12 protein-coding genes are annotated in these 17,927 nt (G+C 68.0%); 9 read left to right on the top strand and 3 right to left on the bottom strand.

Annotated features, from left to right (window positions below):
* Window positions 1–83 precede the first annotated feature (83 nt).
* Window positions 84–2,477 (top strand): phosphoenolpyruvate synthase, encoded by a 2,394-nt coding sequence (ppsA, locus tag A5727_RS06930; RefSeq protein WP_068246663.1) that lies wholly within the window; start codon window positions 84–86, stop codon window positions 2,475–2,477.
* Window positions 2,474–6,151: a trehalose-phosphatase gene (gene otsB, locus A5727_RS06925; RefSeq protein WP_068246660.1), complete on the top strand. Its 3,678-nt coding sequence runs from the start codon at window positions 2,474–2,476 to the stop codon at window positions 6,149–6,151. Before ppsA ends, otsB begins: the two co-directional genes overlap by 4 nt.
* Window positions 6,152–6,163: 12 nt before the next feature.
* Here otsB and A5727_RS06920 read toward each other — a convergent pair whose 3' ends face one another.
* Together A5727_RS06920 and A5727_RS06915 are read right to left on the bottom strand one after the other, a co-directional pair.
* Window positions 6,164–7,342: an LLM class flavin-dependent oxidoreductase gene (locus A5727_RS06920; protein ID WP_068246657.1), complete on the bottom strand. Its 1,179-nt coding sequence runs from the start codon at window positions 7,340–7,342 to the stop codon at window positions 6,164–6,166.
* 479 nt (window positions 7,343–7,821) lie between these two features.
* Window positions 7,822–8,340, bottom strand: a complete 519-nt coding sequence (locus A5727_RS06915) for a CGNR zinc finger domain-containing protein (RefSeq protein ID WP_068246654.1) — start codon at window positions 8,338–8,340, stop codon at window positions 7,822–7,824.
* Window positions 8,341–8,426: 86 nt separating this feature from the next.
* On the opposite strand from A5727_RS06915, the gene A5727_RS06910 reads away from it, so the two are divergent.
* Both A5727_RS06910 and A5727_RS06905 read left to right on the top strand, forming a co-directional pair.
* Window positions 8,427–9,299: an alpha/beta fold hydrolase gene (locus tag A5727_RS06910; RefSeq protein WP_068246652.1), complete on the top strand. Its 873-nt coding sequence runs from the start codon at window positions 8,427–8,429 to the stop codon at window positions 9,297–9,299.
* A gap of 97 nt (window positions 9,300–9,396) precedes the next feature.
* Entirely contained in the window at window positions 9,397–10,605 is a 1,209-nt protein-coding gene (locus A5727_RS06905) for a DNA cytosine methyltransferase (protein WP_197507609.1), read from the top strand.
* Here A5727_RS06905 and A5727_RS06900 read toward each other — a convergent pair.
* Complete coding sequence (locus A5727_RS06900) at window positions 10,566–11,342, bottom strand: hypothetical protein (protein ID WP_068246649.1); 777 nt, start codon at window positions 11,340–11,342, stop codon at window positions 10,566–10,568. The genes A5727_RS06905 and A5727_RS06900 overlap by 40 nt on opposite strands.
* A 62-nt stretch (window positions 11,343–11,404) precedes the next feature.
* Between A5727_RS06900 and A5727_RS06895 the strand changes: the two genes are divergently transcribed.
* From A5727_RS06895 to A5727_RS06875, 5 genes are all read left to right on the top strand, one after another.
* Window positions 11,405–11,836, top strand: coding sequence for a very short patch repair endonuclease (locus A5727_RS06895; RefSeq protein ID WP_068246646.1), 432 nt, complete (start codon window positions 11,405–11,407; stop codon window positions 11,834–11,836).
* A gap of 36 nt (window positions 11,837–11,872) precedes the next feature.
* Entirely contained in the window at window positions 11,873–12,388 is a 516-nt protein-coding gene (locus A5727_RS06890) for a 2Fe-2S iron-sulfur cluster-binding protein (protein WP_068246643.1), read from the top strand.
* The gene (locus tag A5727_RS06885; protein WP_068246640.1) at window positions 12,385–13,374 is read left to right on the top strand and encodes an FAD binding domain-containing protein; all 990 of its coding nucleotides are present in this window, start codon (window positions 12,385–12,387) and stop codon (window positions 13,372–13,374) included. Before A5727_RS06890 ends, A5727_RS06885 begins: the two co-directional genes overlap by 4 nt.
* The gene (locus A5727_RS06880) at window positions 13,374–15,461 is read left to right on the top strand and encodes a xanthine dehydrogenase family protein molybdopterin-binding subunit (protein WP_068246637.1); all 2,088 of its coding nucleotides are present in this window, start codon (window positions 13,374–13,376) and stop codon (window positions 15,459–15,461) included. The genes A5727_RS06885 and A5727_RS06880 overlap by 1 nt, the downstream gene beginning before the upstream one ends.
* A 45-nt stretch (window positions 15,462–15,506) precedes the next feature.
* Window positions 15,507–17,927 (top strand): penicillin-binding protein (locus A5727_RS06875; RefSeq protein WP_068246778.1); only part of this gene is annotated, 2,421 nt, incomplete at its 3' end.

Genomic DNA, 17,927 nt, shown 5'->3' with positions numbered 1-17,927 from the left:
CCCCGAAATGACATTTGGCCCTGGATGGCAGCACGAATGAGGTGCAGAGTTGGCGTGGGTGAGGAATTGAAAGGGGACACTCCATGAGCCGACCGAGCTACGTTCGATTCTTCGAGGACTTCGGTATCGACGATGTTGCGCTGGTCGGCGGCAAGAATGCCTCGCTGGGCGAGATGTTCCAGAAGCTCTCCGCACGCGGTGTTCGCGTTCCGCACGGGTTCGCCATCACCGCGGCCGCCTATCGACACATGCTCGACGAGGCCGGGGCCTGGGATCGTCTTCACGCCGAACTCGACGACCTCGATCCCGAAGATGTCGCCTCGCTGTCGCGCAGGGCCAAGCGCGCCAGAGAGATCGTCTACGGAGCCGGGCTGCCGGCCGACCTGGCCACCGAGATCCTGCAGGGTTACCGCGCGCTGCAGCAGGAGTACGGCGAGGACGTCAGCCTCGCGGTCCGCAGTTCGGCCACCGCCGAGGACCTGCCGACCGCCAGCTTCGCCGGCCAGCAGGATTCCTTCCTGAACATCAGGGGCGAGCAGAGCCTGCTCGACACCTGCCGGCGGTGTTTCGCCAGCCTGTTCACCGACCGCGCCATTCACTACCGCATCGACCAGGGCTTCGATCAGTTCCAGGTGTCGTTGTCGATCGCGGTGATGAAGATGGTGCGCTCCGACATCTCGTCGTCGGGGGTGATGTTCTCCCTGGACACCGAATCCGGTTTCCGCGACGCCGTGTTCATCACGGGCGCCTACGGCTTGGGCGAAAACGTCGTGCAGGGCGCGGTCGATCCCGACGAGTTCTATGTGCACAAGCCGACTTTCCTGGCCGGCCATCGTGCCGTGCTGCGCCGCCGGCTCGGAGCCAAGGCCGTCAAGATGGTCCTCGTCGAGGGCGAGACCAAGAACACGACCCGCAACATCCCCACGCCGAACCCCGACCGCGCCCGGTACTGCCTCTCCGACGCCGATGTGCTGGAACTCGCGGGCTACGCGTGCACCATCGAGGCCCACTACGGGCGGCCGATGGACATGGAGTGGGCCAAGGACGGCCTCGACGGGCAGCTCTACATCGTGCAGGCCCGGCCCGAGACCGTGGTCTCGCAGCAGAGCGCGACCACGCTGGAGTCCTACGTGCTGGAGGGTCGAGGCGAGATCCTCGCCGAGGGGCGGGCGGTCGGTGAGAAGATCGCCGCGGGCACCGTCCGGCGGATCGAGAACCTGGAGCAGTTGGCGGAGTTCCAGCCGGGCGAAGTCCTGATCGCGGACACCACCACACCCGACTGGGAGCCGGTGATGAAGACCGCCGCGGCGATCGTCACCGACCGCGGTGGGCGCACCTGCCACGCGTCGATCATCGCGCGTGAACTCGGCATCCCGGCGGTCGTGGGAGCCGGTGACGCGACCGTCCGCGTGCCCAACGGCACGACGGTGACGGTGTCGTGCGCCGAAGGTGATTCGGGCCGGGTGTACCGCGGCGAAGTGGGCTTCCACGTCGATCGCACCGACATCGGCGACCTGCCCCGCCCCCGCACGCAGATCATGCTCAACCTGGGCAACCCGGATCTCGCGTTCAAGTCGTCGTTCCTTCCCAACGACGGCGTCGGACTCGCCCGGATGGAGTTCGTCATCAGCGAGTACATCAAGGTCCACCCGATGGCCCTGCTGCATCCGGACCGCGTCGACGACGCCGAGGCGCGCCGCACCATCGAGGGTCTGATCCGCGGCCACGCCGACGGCGGTGAGTACTTCGTGCAGAGCCTCTCCGAGGGAATCGGCACCATCGCCGCGGCGTTCTGGCCCAAACCCGTGGTGGTGCGGATGTCGGACTTCAAGACCAACGAGTACGCCAGCCTGCTCGGAGGCCAGAGCTTCGAGCCCACCGAGGCCAACCCGATGATCGGGTTCCGGGGCGCGTCCCGATACGCCCACCCCGCCTACGCCGAGGGATTCGCACTCGAGTGCCGGGCCATGCGGCGCGTGCGCGACGAGATGGGCCTGACCAACGTCGTCGTGATGCTGCCGTTCGTCCGCCGGGTGGCGGAGGCCGACCGCGTGCTGCAGACGATGTCCGACCTCGGACTGCGCCGGGGTGAGAACGGCCTCAAGGTGTACGCGATGTGCGAGATCCCCAACAACGTGATCCTGATCGACGAATTCGCCAAGCGTTTCGACGGGTTCTCCATCGGTTCCAACGACCTCACGCAGCTGACGCTGGGCGTCGATCGGGACAGCGAGATCGTCGCGTTCGACTACGACGAGCGGGACGAGGGGGTCAAGGAGATGATCCGGTTGGCCGTTGCGGGGTGTCGCCGGAACGCAATCCACTCCGGCCTGTGCGGACAGGCACCTTCGGACTATCCCGACATGGCCGAGTTCCTGGTCCGGCTCGGCATCGATTCGATCAGCCTGAACCCCGACACCGTCGTCAGGACCACCAGGGCGGTCCTCGAACTCGAACACCAGCTGACGCCGGCATGAGACTTCCGGTGACGATCGACCCACGTCATCACGACGCGGTGCTGGTCGACCTCGACGGCGCCCTGGCCCTCGGCACGCCCGCGTTCGAATCCACCGTCGAACTGGCCCGCAAGCTTGCGAGCGCAGGGGTCGCGGCGGCGGCCTGCTCGTCGAATCCGCAGTGCCGGCAGGCCCTGCGCACCGCCGGCGTCGACGGCCTGTTCGCAGAATGCGTCGACGGCGCCCAAGGAGGGCGCGGCACCGCCGAGAACCCGGACCCCGCAGCTCTTCTCGAGGTCACCCGGAAACTCGGGGCACGGCCGCAGCGCTGCGTGGTGATCGAGAACTCCGCGGCCGGCGTGGCGGCCGGACGTGACGCCGGGTTCGCTCTGGTCATCGGCATCGACGGCACCGGCGGCGCCGAGGAGCTGATCCGGCACGGCGCGGACGTCGTCCTCGACGATTTCGCCGATATCGCCGTCCGCCTTGGGGACAAGCGGATCTCCGAACTGCCCAATGCGCTGACCGCCTACGGGCAGTGGGTCGGAATCACCAGCGCCCGTGAGTCGATCCTGTTCCTCGACTACGACGGGACCCTGTCCCCCATCGTCTCCGAACCCGACGCCGCCGGACTCGTCGACGGCGCCGCCGACGCGCTGAAACTCGTCTCCGAGGTGTGCCCGGTCGCCATCCTGAGCGGCCGGGACCTCGCCGACATCAGCGGCCGGGTCGGCATACCCGGCCTCTGGTACGCGGGCAGCCACGGGTTCGAGTTGACGGGCCCGGACGGCACCTATCACCGCAACGACGCCGCCGCGGAGTTCATCCCCGTGCTCGCCGCGGCCGCCGACACCCTGCGCCAAGCCCTGTCGGCGATCCCGGGGGTGCATGTGGAGCACAAGCGGTTCGCCGTCGCGGTGCACTACCGCGACGCCGACCCAGCGCGCATCGCCGAGGTCGTGTCGGTCACCCACCACCTCGGTGTGCAGCGCGGCCTGCGCGTGACCGGCGGGCGAATGCTCGTCGAACTGCGCCCCGACCTCGACTGGGACAAGGGCACCACCCTGAACTGGATCCGCGACCGCATCGACCCAGCCGGCCAGATGATGCCGATCTACATCGGTGACGACCTCACCGACGAGGACGCCTTCGACGCGATCGCCTACGGGGGTGTCGGAATCGTCGTCGAGCACGAGGAGGACGGTGACCGCAGGACTGCGGCCCGCTTCCGTCTGCTGAGCCCCGATCATGTCTGTGAGTTCATTCGGCGCGGGTCCGACTGGCTGGCCTACAAGAAGGAGATGTCCAGCACGGCATGGGATTACACCTTCGAGGGGTATGAGCCGCAGGAGGAGAAGCTGCGCGAGGCGTTGTGCACCGTCGGCAACGGCCACTTCGCCACTCGCGGCGCCGCACCGGAGTCGAAGGCCGGGCAGGTGCACTACCCAGGCACCTACGCGGCCGGGGTGTACAACCGCCTCGTCGACAACGTGTCCGGCACCGAGATCGACAACGAGAGCCTGGTCAACCTGCCGAACTGGCTCGCATTGACCTTCCGCATCGACGACGGCGACTGGTTCGACATCGATGCCGTCAGCATCCTGTCGTACCGGCAGAACCTCGACCTGCGCGGCGCGGTGCTGACCCGCGAGGTCCGGTTCCGAGACGCCGCGGGCCGGACGAGTTCGCTTCGGCAACGGCGGTTCGTCGCGATGCACCAACCCCACGTCGCCGCTCTGGAGACCACGGTCTGCGCCGAGGACTGGTCCGGGACGGTCGAATTCCGCTCCACACTGGACGGCAACGTGACGAACTCACTGGTCGAGCGCTATCGGGATCTGAGCAGCGAGCACCTCGGTTCGGTGTACACGCACGACATCTCCGACGACGCGGTGCTGCTGACCGTGCGGACCACGCAGTCCGCGATCCCCATCGCGATGGCCGCCCGGAACCGGCTGTGGCGCAACGGTGTTCCAGCGGCCGCGACGTTTTCCCGGTTCCAGCAGGACGCCGAGATCGGTCACGACATCTCGGTGCGGCTCTCCGTCGGCGACACCGCGACCGTCGAGAAGGTGGTCACGGTCTACACCGGCCGCGACAGCGCGATATCAGAGCCCGGCACGGCCGCGCAGCGCTGGATCGGCAGGCTCGGCCGCTTCGAGGAACTGCTCGACGGGCACCTCACCGAATGGACGCATCTGTGGGAGCGGATGTCGATCGATTTCGACGACTTGACCGACGAGGTGCGGATCCTGCGGCTGCACCTGCTGCACCTTCTGCAGACCGTGTCGCCGAACACCATCGACCTTGACGTCGGGGTGCCCGCGCGCGGGCTGCACGGCGAGGCCTACCGCGGTCACATCTTCTGGGATGAACTGTTCATCTTCCCCGTCCTGAACCTGCGGTTCCCGCGGATCACCCGGTCCCTGCTGGACTACCGCTACCGGCGCCTGGACGAGGCACGGGAGGCCGCACGCGCGGCCGGTCACTCGGGGGCGATGTTCCCGTGGCAGTCCGGAAGTGATGGCCGCGAGGAGAGTCAGCGGCTGCACCTCAATCCCCGCAGTGGGCGGTGGAATCCCGATGCGAGCGCCCGCGCCCACCACATCGGGATCGCCGTCGCCTACAGCGCCTGGAAGTTCTACCAGTCGACCGGTGACCTGGCGTACCTGATCGACTGCGGCGCAGAGCTGATCATCGAGGTCGCGCGATTCTTCGTCAGCCTGGCCACCTTTGACGAACAGCGTGGACGCTTCGAGATCAAGGGGGTCATCGGACCCGACGAATTCCATTCCGGCTATCCGCATGCGCCGTATGACGGTATCGACAACAACGCCTACACCAACATCATGGCGGTCTGGGTGATCATGCGGGCGCTCGACGCCCTGAGCCTGCTGCCGCTGCCCAACCGTCTGGACCTGCTGGAGTCACTCGGGTTGCGCAGTGCGGAACTGGCCCACTGGGACGAGGTCAGCCGCAGGATGTTCGTCCCGTTCCACGACGGAGTCATCAGCCAGTTCGAAGGTTACGGCGAGCTGGCGGAACTGGATTGGGACCGCCTTCATCGGCAGTACGGCAACATCCAACGGCTGGACCGCATCCTGGAGGCCGAGGACGACGACGTCAACCGATACAAGGCGTCCAAACAGGCGGACGCCCTGATGCTGCTGTACCTGATGTCGGCCACCGAACTGCGTGAACTGCTGGACCGTCTCGGCTACCACTTCCTGCCCGAGCAGGTCCCGAAGATGGTCGACTACTACCTGGCACGCACGTCACACGGGTCCACGCTCAGCGGTGTCGTGCACACCTGGGTGTTGGCCAGGGCCAACCGTGACCACGCGCTGGAGTTCTTCCAGCAGGCACTGAAGTCCGATGTCGCCGACATCCAGGGCGGCACCACGTCCGAGGGCGTTCACCTGGCCGCGATGGCCGGCACCGTCGACCTCATGCAGCGCTGCTTCACCGGCCTGGAGACTCGGTCGGGCCGGCTGATCCTTGCCCCACACTGGCCGGAATCGCTTGGTGTGCTGGCAATCCCGATTCACTACCGCGGCCTTCACCTGCACCTGCGGGTCAGCGGCAAGGGCGTGATCATCAGCGTGGACCCGCGTGACGCGGCCGGGGTTGAGGTCGAGTGCCGCGGCGAGGTGGTTCAACTGATGCCCGGCACCACCGTTCGATTCCCGGGGTGAGGGGCGACCAGCCTACGACGCTGCCGTGGGTTCGGCGACACGCACCTGCGGCGCGGTCTGGCTCAGCGTCCCGGCGCTCGGGGCCGGTGTTCCCGGTGGCGTCCACAGTCCTCGCCGTGCGAGTTCCGGCAGCACGCCTTCGCCGAACCAGTAGGCCTCCTCCAGGTGCGGATACCCCGAGAGGACGAACTCTTCGATGCCCACGGCCCGGTAGGCCTCTACCAGATCGGCGATCTCGCTGAAGGACCCGACCATCGCCGTGCCCGCTCCGCCGCGCACCAGGCCGATTCCCGCCCACAGGTTGGGATGGATCTCGAGATCCTCGCGTGATCCGTTGTTGAGTGCCAGCATTCGACGCTGACCTTCGGACTCCGAGCGCTTCATCGCGGCCTGGTTCTGCGCGATCCGCTCGTCGCTGATGCTGTCCAGCATCCTCTGGGCCTCAGCCCACGCGGCCGCGGAGGTGTCACGCGCGATGGTGTGCAACCGGACCCCGAACCGCAGCGTGCGGCCGACCTCGGCTGCCGCCGCCCGCACCCGGTTGATCTTCTCGGCCACCTGCTCGGGTGGTTCACCCCAGGTCAGATAGACGTCGGCGCGTTTGGCGGCGACCTGAACGGCGGGCGCCGACGATCCGCCGAAGTAGATCTGCGGCACCGGCGTCGGCAGCTGGCGCAGCGTCGCGTCCTCGACGGACAGATGCTCACCGCGGTAGGTGATGGTCTCACCGCTCCACAGCAGCCGGACGATCTCGAGGAATTCGTCGGTGCGCGCGTAGCGCTGCTCCTTGGTGGTGAAGTCGCCGAACCGGCGCTGCTCGTCGTCCTCTCCCCCGGTGACGACATTGAGCAGCAGGCGGCCGCCCGAGTGGTTCTGGAAGGTGGCGGCCATCTGCGCGGCCAGAAACGGTGACAGCAGTCCGGGCCGGAACGCCACCAGGAACTTCAGCCTCTCCGAGACCGAGCTGATCATCGCGGTGGTGACCCAGGCGTCCGGGCAGTCCTGACCCGTGGGTGTCAGTGCGGCCTCGAAGCCGAGCTGCTCGGCGCTGCGGGCGATCTGCCCGAGGTAGGCCACGCTCGACGGGCGCTCCGTCACGCCGGCGTCCATGACACCCTGCCCGGTGCCGACGATGTTGCGGCTGTCGCCGCCGTTGGTCGGCAGGAACCAGTGGAACTTCAACCCGCTCATGCCTGCCGCCTCCGGTTCTGCGTCATCGCCGTCTCCGGCGGAAAGCCCTGCTGCTCCGTCTGTTTGGTGTCGGCATCGACTGCCGGGGAATCGCACAATGACGGTACTGAGGCAGGCCCGCGGTGCACAGGTTACGGATCGCGGTGAATCAAACCGGCCCTCCACATTTCCGCGAGCGCCCGTGTCTGCACGCCGACACGCCGCGATCTGCGTACAACGGCGGACGCTCGGCCGCCGCGAGCGCGGATCTGCGTCCCCCACCCGCGTGCGCGCACCCATGGCGGCGCAGATCGCCCAGCGCGCACCTACGTACAGTTCCAGCCCCGAAATCTGTACCCACGTGCGCGCTGGGCGCGACCACCTCGCGAATTTCGCTCCTAGGCGGGCATTTCAAAGGGCGCCCCTCGGCCTCCCAGTCGCCCGTCCACACGCCCAGAGATCAGCGCGAAGAGCCGTTGATGGCCGGTCGCCCCACAGCACTACTCGGACGCGTGCGTGCGCCGATAATGCCGCCGCGCCTTCATCCGGTTCCCGCAGATCGCCATCGAACACCAGCGCGCGGTGTTGGGCTTGCTGCGGTCGATGAGGAACAGCTGACATTCGGTGTTCGCGCAGGGCCGCAGCCGACCCGGGCTGGTGATGCGCAGGGCGTCCCAGGCCAGCACCGCGCGCACCGCACCGCCGACCGAGCCCGCGACGTCAACGTGCCAGTCGAGACCGCCGTCGGTGGCGACGGGGCGCAGGGCAACGCCGCCGACGAGCGCTGCCAGCGAACTCGGCGCAGCCACACCGCGCACCACGGCCTGAAGCGCGTCGCGCGCCGACACCAGCGCCGCACGCTCCTGCTCGGACGGCTCGATACCCCGCGCGCGCATCCACGCACTGGCCACCTTCAGCTCCGAGAGGCCGTCGTGGGTCACGCCGTCGATGACAGGCGTGGTGTTGAGCAGGTCCAGCAGCAGTTCCTCGTCGGCAGAACCGGCGGCACGCACCTCCATGACTAACCTCCTAAAGATTCTTGACAGGTTACACCCACGGTGCTTCACTGACTACTAACCGATAAACGTCGTCAAAGGGGTTAGTTATGACCGTCCGCACTCACCACCGCTTCGCCACCGTCGACGGCCAGCGGCTCTTCTACCGCGAGGCCGGGGATCCGAACTCCCCCACGCTTGTGCTCCTGCACGGCTACCCCACCAGCTCGTTCATGTTCCGGGACCTGATCCCCCGGCTGGCTGGTCGCTACCACGTCGTGGCCCCCGACCATCTGGGCTTCGGACAGTCCGCTGCGCCGTCGACACAGGAGTTCACCTACACCTTCGACGCACTCACGGATCTCACCGAGGGGCTGATCAACCACCTGGGCATCACCGAGTACGCGATCTATGTCCAGGACTACGGCGCCCCGATCGGCTGGCGTCTGGCATTGCGGCATCCCAAGGCCATCACGGCGATCGTCACGCAGAACGGCAACGGTTACGAGGCCGGCTTCCTGGAGGGCTTCTGGAAGACGGTGTGGGAGTTCCACCGCGAGGAGACCCCGGAGACCGAGGCGGCGATCCGCGGCGCACTCGATCTGGAGTCCGTCAAATGGCAGTACCTCACGGGCGCTCCCGACGAGAGCCTGGTCAGCCCCGACACCTGGACACTCGACGCCGCGGCACTCGCCCGCCCCGGCAACGACGAGGTCCAGCTCGCGTTGTTCCGCGATTACGCGACCAACCCGCCGCTCTACCCGGCGCTGCACGAGTACCTGCGCGAAAGCGGTGTCCCAGTGCTCGCGGTGTGGGGCCGACACGACCCCATCTTCGGTCCCGACGGTGCTCGCGCATTCGCCGACGACGCCAGGGACGCCGAAGTGCATCTGCTCGACGGCGGCCATTTCCTGCTGGAGACCGCGGCCGACGAGGTGGCCGGGTTGATCGACGACTTCCTGGCCCGCAGGGTCGCTTCCTAGAGGAAGGACGGCGCGCGTCGGCTCGCCTCAGGGGACGTGTCGGTCCCCCGCATTACGATCACCGTGTTGACCAGATGGCAGCCAAGGAGTGTTCCCGTTGACAGAATCGGCCCTGGACCCGGACGATCCAGCCGATTTCGTCGTGCCTTCACGGATCAAGTCGACCAACCAGCACCACCAGCCGCGTGATCTGACCGCCCGCCAGCGGGCCCGCTTCCGCGCCATCGCGGTCAAATCCCGGCGCGCCAAGCTCGACGCGCAGCGCGGCCTGACCAAGCCGGTGCACGCCATCAACGTCCCGAAGCTCGACCCACTGGACCTGATGCCCCAGCGGGAGGCCAACGGTCTGCCGACGTTGTCGCTGTTCAGTGGCGGCGGCGGGCTGGATCTGGGCTTCGACCGGGCCGGCTACAGCCACGCCGCGTCATTCGAGATCCTGTCCCACGCCGCCGACACACTGCGCAGCGCGCGCCCCAACTGGGAGGTGCGCGGCGGTCAGGACGGTGACGTCACCAAGGCCAAGTGGACGCCGTGGCGCAACGAGGTGGCCGTGGTGCACGGCGGGCCGCCGTGCCAACCGTTCTCCATCGCGGGCCGCCAGGCCGGAGCCAATGACGTCCGCGATATGTGGCCCGAGTTCGTCCGCTGCGTCCGCACCGTCCGACCGAAGGCGTTCGTCGCAGAGAATGTGCCCGCGCTGGCCTCGAAGAAGTTCGCCGACTACGTGCGCACCCACATCCTCGAACCGCTCGAGGATCGGTATCACATTCAGATGCTCACGCTGCGCGGCGAGGATTTCGGGGTTCCGCAGATCCGCCGCCGAGTCATCTTCGTCGGCTTCGCGCGCAAGACCGATGCCAAACGGTATGTGCCGCCCGCGCCGACACACGCCTGGCCCGGTCACACCGATCCCGACGCCGCCGGGTTGGAGCGCTGCCTCGGCGTCCGGGAGGCGCTGGGGCTGTCCGACATCGGGTTCGACACCCTGTCGCCCACCATCCGCAGCACCCTGACCGGCCCGCGGCACACCACCAGCATCCTCAACAGCGTCGCGGCGCAGAGGGTGTTCGAGCAGCTGCAGATCTGGCCGAACGGTGTCGCACCCACACGCGAGGAGGCCAGGGCCTTCGTCCCAGCCAACGGCCATTTCCGGTTGTCGGTGCCCGATGTGGCCGTGCTGCAGGGCTTTCCGCAGGACTGGCCGCTCGCCGGTGCCACCTACATGCGGCTGGGCCAGATCGGCAACGCCGTGCCGCCACCCATGGCCTACGCGTTGGCGTCGTCCGTGGCAGACGCCTTGGCCTGAGCGGCGATCACCGGGTCCACCAGATCCTCAAGCGGCAGCACACCCTGCTCGAGCTTCGCCGACCGGTTGGCCAGATAGCCGCGCACCAGGTCCCGCAGGTGCAGCGCATGGTCCTTGGTGATCGGCGTCAGGCCGTGCTCGATCAGGTAGCTCTCGGGGATGTGCGGATTGTTCAGCGTCGCGCCGCGACGGATCACGTAGCTGAGCCGGTCCTGCAGGAGCTCCAGCATCTTGGCCCGCGAGTAGCGCGAACCGGGCAGGTCAGCGCCGGCGCGGTACTGCTGCGCGCTCCACTGGTTCTTCATGATGCGCCGGGCGTCGGCCAGCGAGAAGTCGCTGCCGGTACCGATCACCTCGGTCAGATCGTCGTCGGTGATCCGGCCCGGGGCGCGCTGCGCCAGCACGAAGTCGGGCCGGACGTAGCGCTTCTTCTCGGCGATCCAGTCGGCCATGTCGGCCGGTGACGCGTAGTAGCAGTGCCGCAGCGTCGTCGCGTCCTTGGCGTAGAACGCGAACAGCCAGTGCAGGTGTGCCCACTTCTCGATGTGCTCGGGCCCGAAGTCGCGCACCGTGGACACCGAATTGCCGGTCGTGGACTTCAGCTCGAACGGGATGGGGTCGGCCGACTCGTCGAGCTCCAGATAGGCGTCGATGTCGGCCCGTCGCCGGTCCGGCGGCACCGAGAGATTGAACATCCAGACCATCTGGGTTTCCCGGGCGTCGTCTTGGGCCGGCATGCCCTGATTCTCGCAGTGCGCGACGATGCGGCGACGGGCACCCGACCGTTACCGTGGCCCTTATGAGCACCGGCGAGTCGTGGGCCTCGTCGCACATCGCACGCGAGACCATGCGCGCCAACCGCAGCCGCGACACCGGCCCGGAGAAGGCGCTGCGCTCGGCGCTGCACGCGATGGGTCTGCGGTTCCGGGTCGCGGCCCGGCCGATCCCGGGTCTTCGACGGACCGCCGACATCGTCTTCCGGCCGCTGCGCATCGCGGTCTACGTCGACGGGTGCTTCTGGCATGGCTGTCCCGAGCACTACACCGCGCCGCGGGCCAATTCCGAGTTCTGGCGCAACAAGGTCGAGGGGAACCGCGCACGCGACCGCAACACCGATGAACTGATGGACGCCGCGGGCTGGACCGTGGTGCGGGTCTGGGAGCACGAAGATCCCTTGGTGGCCGCCGAGCGGATCGCCGCGATCGTGCGGGAGCGGCGAGCGGGCGGCTGACCGTTTCAGCAGTCCCTCCCCGGGTAACCCCCACCAATGGAGTCAGCCCACTTCACTGAGGTCTCGGTCGTCGTAGACGGCACCACACACCAGACCCGGATCGACAACCGCACCACCCTGCTCGACCTGCTCAGGGAACACCTCGGCGTCACGGCACCCAAGAAGGGCTGCGACCACGGTCAGTGCGGATCGTGCACGGTGCTCATCGACGGCCGGCGAGCCACCACGTGCCTGGCCCTGGCGGTGGCCCACGACGGTGCGGAGATCCTCACCGCCGCCGGACTCGGTGACCAGACCGCGCTGCATCCCGTCGCGCAGGCGTTCCTCGACCACGACGGATTTCAGTGCGGTTACTGCACGCCCGGCCAGATCTGCTCGGCCGTGGGCATGCTCGAGGAGGTCAAGGACGGTGCGCCCAGCCACGTCACCGAACACCTGGAGAACCCACCGGACCTGACCGACGAGGAGATTCGAGAACGCATGAGCGGCAACCTGTGTCGCTGTGCGGCCTACCCGAACATCGTCGCCGCGATCCATGAGGCGGCCCGATGATCCCCTTCGCCTATCACCGCGCCACCAGCGTCGAGGACGCCGTCACCACCGTCGCCGACCGACCCGATGCGGTGTTCCTGGCCGGAGGCACCAACCTCGTCGATCACATGAAACTCGGCGTCGTCGAACCCAGTCTGGTGGTCGACGTCGGGCATCTGCCCCTGACCGACATCGACCAACTCGACGACGGCACGCTGCGGATCGGGGCCGACGTCCGCAACAGCGACCTCGCCGCGCACCCGATCGTCCGCTCGCGACACCCGGTGCTGTCCCGCGCTCTGCTGGCGGGCGCCTCGGGACAACTGCGCAACCTCGCCACCACCGCGGGAAATCTGTTGCAGCGCACCCGCTGCGTCTACTTCCAGGACGTGACGACACCCTGCAACAAGCGGACGCCGGGCGAGGGCTGCTCCGCCATTGGCGGATATGTCCGCTATCACGCGATCCTCGGCGCCTCCGAACACTGCGTGGCCGTGCACCCCTCCGACGTGGCCGTCGCACTGGCCGCGCTCGACGCCGACGTCGTCTACGCAGACACCGCCGGCGAACACCGCCTGCCGCTCGTCGACTTCCATCGCCTCCCCGGGGACCGCCCCGACCGCGACACCAATCTGCCTGCGGGAGCCCTGATCACGGCGGTCGAGATTCCGACACCGCTCGACGGTGCACGCTCCACCTACCGCAAGGTCCGCGACCGCGCGTCCTATGCCTTCGCGCTGACCTCGGTCGCCGCCGAACTGGTCACCGAGGACGGCACCATCACCTCGGCGCGGCTGGCGCTCGGCGGCGTCGCTCACAAACCCTGGCGCGCACACCGCGCAGAGCAGTCGCTGCAGGGCAGACCCGCCAGCGAAGACACGTTCCGGGCGGCCGCCGACAAGGAACTGGAGCAGGCGAACCCGCTGCCGGGCAACGAATTCAAGGTCGAGCTCACCAGGCGCGCGATCGTCGCCACTCTGCTTCGCCTCGTGGAGGGACACCAGTGATGACGGCCGTGACACCGCGCGCGATGGGCACCCCGCTGACCCGCCTGGACGGGCCCGCCAAGGTCACCGGAACCGCCCCGTACGCGTTCGAGTACCGACTCGACGCCCCGCTGTACCTGCAGCCGGTTCAGGCGACGATCGCCAAGGGTCGCGTGACGCGCATGGACACCGCGCGGGCCGACGCCGTCGACGGCGTACGCCACATCCTCACGGTCTTCGACGCGCCGCGCCTGGAGGACACCGACGACGGTGACCTCACGATCCTGCAGGACGACATCGTCAGCTACCGCGGGCTGATCATCGGCGGGGTCATCGCTGAGAGCCCCGAGATCGCGCGCCACGCCGCGGGTCTCATCGACGTGGAGTACGACACCGAGACGCACGACACGGAGTTGCGCGGTGACCACCCCGGTCTCTACGCGCCCGAGGAGGTCAACTCCGGGCACCCCACCGACACCGCCGAGGGTGATGTCGAACAGGCCCTGCGCGACGCCGAGATCACGGTCGAGCAGACCTACACCACGCCGCACGAGCACAACAACCCGATGGAACCGCATGCCTGTATCGCCTTGTGGGACAACGACGGACCTGCCCTGACGCTGTACGACTCCACCCAGGGCGTGCACGCGGTGCGTGAGCAGTTGGCCACCCTGTTCGGCCTGGACAAGGAGAACATCCGGGTCATTGCCAAGAACGTCGGCGGCGGCTTCGGCTCCAAGGGCGCGCCGCATTCGCACAACGTCCTGGCGGTGATGGCCGCCCAGCGCGTTCCGGGCAGACCGGTCAAACTGGCCCTGACCCGTCAGCAGATGTTCGCCGTCGTCGGCTACCGCACGCCGACCATCCAGCACGTCCGACTCGGCGCCCGCCGGGACGGCATGCTCACCGCGCTCAGCCACGACGTCGTCGAGCAGACCGCGACCGTCAAGGAGTACGCCGAGCAGACCGCGGTCCCGGCCCGGATGATGTACCGGTCCGAAACCCGCAGCACCTCCCACCGTCTCGCGAAACTCGATGTGCCCGTTCCATTCTGGATGCGCGCGCCCGGCGAATGCCCCGGTATGTTCGCCCTTGAGGTCGCGATGGACGAACTGGCCGAAGCGTGCGGCCTCGACCCGATCGAGCTGCGCATCCGTAACGAGCCCGAGACCGACCCGGAGACCGGCAACCCGTGGTCGGACCGCCGGCTCGTCGAATGCCTGCGCACCGGGGCGGAGCGCTTCGATTGGGAACCCAGGAATCCCGATGCGGGTGTGCGCAGCAACGGGGAATGGCTGATCGGCACGGGTGTGGCCTCCTCCGTGTACCCGGCGATGAACATGCCCGGCAATGCCGCGCGTATCGAATGCACCAAGCCCGGCCACTACACGGTGCAGATCGGCGCGGTCGACATCGGCACCGGCGCCTGGACCGCGCTCACGCAGGTCGCGGCCGACGTCCTCGGCTGCGACCCCGGCACCGTCGACCTGCACATCGGCGACACCGAGCTGCCATCGGCGTCAGTGGCGGGCGGGTCGTCGGGCATCAGTTCCTGGGGATCGGCGATCCACGCCGCGGCCCAGGCCTTCCGCGCCGAGCACGGGGACAATCCGGCACCGGGGGCGGCCACCACGGCCGAGGCGCCCGAGAACACCGACGTCGAGAACTACGGCATGTATTCCTTCGGCGCCCAGTTCGCCGAAGCCCACGTCAACTGGTTCACCGGCGAGATCCGAATCCCGCGGATGCTCGGCGTCTTCTCCGTCGGAAGGGTCGTCAATCCGTCCACCCTGCGCTCGCAGCTGATCGGCGGCATGACCATGGGCCTGTCCATGGCGCTGCACGAGGACAGCGTGCGCGACCACCGCTTCGGCCACGTCGTCACGCAGGATCTGGCGACCTACCACTTCAGCTCTCACGCCGACGTCCCCAACATCGACGCCTGCTGGCTCGACAGTGTCGACCAGCACGCCAACCCGATGGGTACGCGCGGCGCCGGGGAGATCGGCATCGTCGGATCGGCCGCCGCGGTCGCCAACGCGATCCACCACGCGACGGGCGTACGGATCCGCGACCTGCCGATCACCTGTGAGGCGCTGGTGACCTGACCCATTCGGCAAAGGCGGTTTGCGTTGAGTCCTAGGCTGGTGGACATGCCGGAGGAGCCCTCGGGCAAACGGAGGACGTTAGCCCACCTAGCCTTGTACTGCGTACTGGCCGGGGTGCTCACGGCGGCCCTGATGTTTCCCGCGGCGGGCGTGGCGGGCGTCATCGTCATGCGGGTCTCCACGACCACAGAGCACGACGCTACGCAACTGCTCAAGGGCGATGCGCCCATCGTGACCACCATGGTCGACGCCGCCGGCCAGCCCATCGCCTGGCTGTATGCGCAGCGCCGCTGGGTGGTGCCCGGCGACCGCATCGCCGACACCATGAAGCTCGCGATCGTGTCCATCGAGGACAAGCGCTTCAGCGAACACAGCGGTGTGGACGTCCAGGGCACTCTGACCGGTCTCGTCGGCTACCTGAAGGGCAACACCGAAACCCGGGGCGGCTCGACCATCGAGCAGCAGTACATCAAGAACTACAACCTGCTGGTCACCGCCCAGACCGATGCCGAACGCCGGGCCGCCATCGAGGCCAGCCCGGCCCGCAAGCTGCGCGAGATACGGATGGCCCTGGCCCTGGACACGGAGCTGTCCAAGCCCGAGATCCTGACCCGCTATCTGAATCTGGTGTCCTTCGGCAACGGCTCCTTCGGCGTGCAGGACGCGGCCAAGACCTACTTCGGGGTCAACGCCGGCGACCTGAACTGGCAGCAGGCCGCGATGCTGGCCGGCATCGTGCAGTCGACCAGTGCGCTCAACCCGTACACCAATCCCGAGGGCGCGCTGGCGCGGCGCAACGTCGTGCTGGACACCTTGATCGACAACCTGCCCGAGAAAGCCGATGAACTGCGCGCCGCCAAGGCGCAGCCGTTGGGGGTGCTGCCCAAGGCCAAGCCGCTGCCGCAGGGCTGCATCGCCGCGGGCGACCGTGCGTTCTTCTGCGAGTACGCGCTGCAGTACCTCGCCCGCGCCGGGCTCTCCAAGGAGGAGGTCGCCCGCAACGGTTACCTGATCCGCACCACGCTCGACCCGAAGGTGCAGGACAGCGTGAAGAACGCGATCGACACCGTCGCTGACCCCGAGGCCGACGGCGTCGCGAGCGTCATGAGTGTCATCAAGCCGGGGAAGGACGCGCACCGCGTGGTCGCGATGGGCGACAACCGCACGTTCGGTCTGAACCTCGACGCCAACGAGACCGTGCAGCCGCAGCCGTTCTCCCTCGTCGGCGACGGGGCCGGGTCGATCTTCAAGATCTTCACCACCGCGGCCGCCCTGGAGATGGGCATGGGCATCAACGCCCAACTCGACGTGCCGCAGACGTTCCGCGGCAAGGGTCTGGGCAGCAGCGACACCGACGGCTGCCCGGCTGAGACGTGGTGTGTGAGGAACGCGGGAGCTGGTTATGCCGGCAAGATGAACGTCACCGACGCTCTCGCGAAGTCCCCCAACACGGCGTTCGCGAATCTGATCGCGCAGATCGGCGTACCGCGCGCGGTCGACATGGCGGTGCGGTTGGGGCTGCGGTCCTACGCCGAACCGGGCACCGCGCGCGCCTATGATCCCGACAGCAACGACAGCATCGCCGACTACGTCAAGAAGCAGAACCTCGGTTCCTTCACGCTGGGGCCGCTGGAGCTCAACCCGCTTGAACTGTCGAATGTGGCGGCGACGCTGGCCTCCGGTGGGGTGTGGTGCCCGCCGACACCGATCGACAAGATCTTCGATCGCAACGGTCGCGAGGTGGCGCTGGATACGCCCAAGTGTGAGCAGGCCGTGCCCGAAGGTTTGGCGAACACCCTGGCCAACGCGCTGGGCAAGGACCACACCAGCGGCACGGCCGCCGCGGCGGCCGGTTCGGTCGGTTGGACCCTGCCCATGTCGGGCAAGACCGGCACCACCGAGTCGCACCGGTCGTCGGCATTCCTCGGATTCACCAACCAGTACGCGGCGGCCAACTACATCTTCGACGACTCCTCCTCGCCGTCGGGCCTGTGTTCGTACCCGCTGCGAAAGTGCGGTTCCGGCACGCTGTACGGCGGTCAGGGGCCCGCCCAGACCTGGTTTCTGGCGATGGAGCCGATCGCCGAGGACTTCGGTGAGGTCACGATGCCGCCCACCGATCCGCGTTACGTCGACGGCGGGCCGGGCGGCGAGGTGCCGTCGGTGACCGGGCTGAAACTCGACGCGGCGCGTAAGAAGTTGGAGGACGCCGGGTTCCGCGTCGCCGATCAGCCGACGCCGGTCAACAGTTACGCCTCCAAGGGATCGGTGGTGGGCACCACCCCGAATGGCAAGACCATTCCCGGATCGATCATCACGATCAACACCAGCACCGGAGTGGTCCCGGAGCCGGTGTACGTCCCCCCGCCGGACGCGCCGCCGCCGCCACCCGATGCTGGACTTCCGCCGGTGCCGCCGCCGAACGTCATCAACATCCCTGGGCTGCCGCCGATCACGCGGCCCGCC

Source organism: Mycobacterium sp. ACS4331 (genome assembly GCF_001667265.1).
Taxonomy (GTDB): domain Bacteria; phylum Actinomycetota; class Actinomycetes; order Mycobacteriales; family Mycobacteriaceae; genus Mycobacterium.
This window is presented reverse-complemented; position numbering and strand designations above follow the sequence as displayed.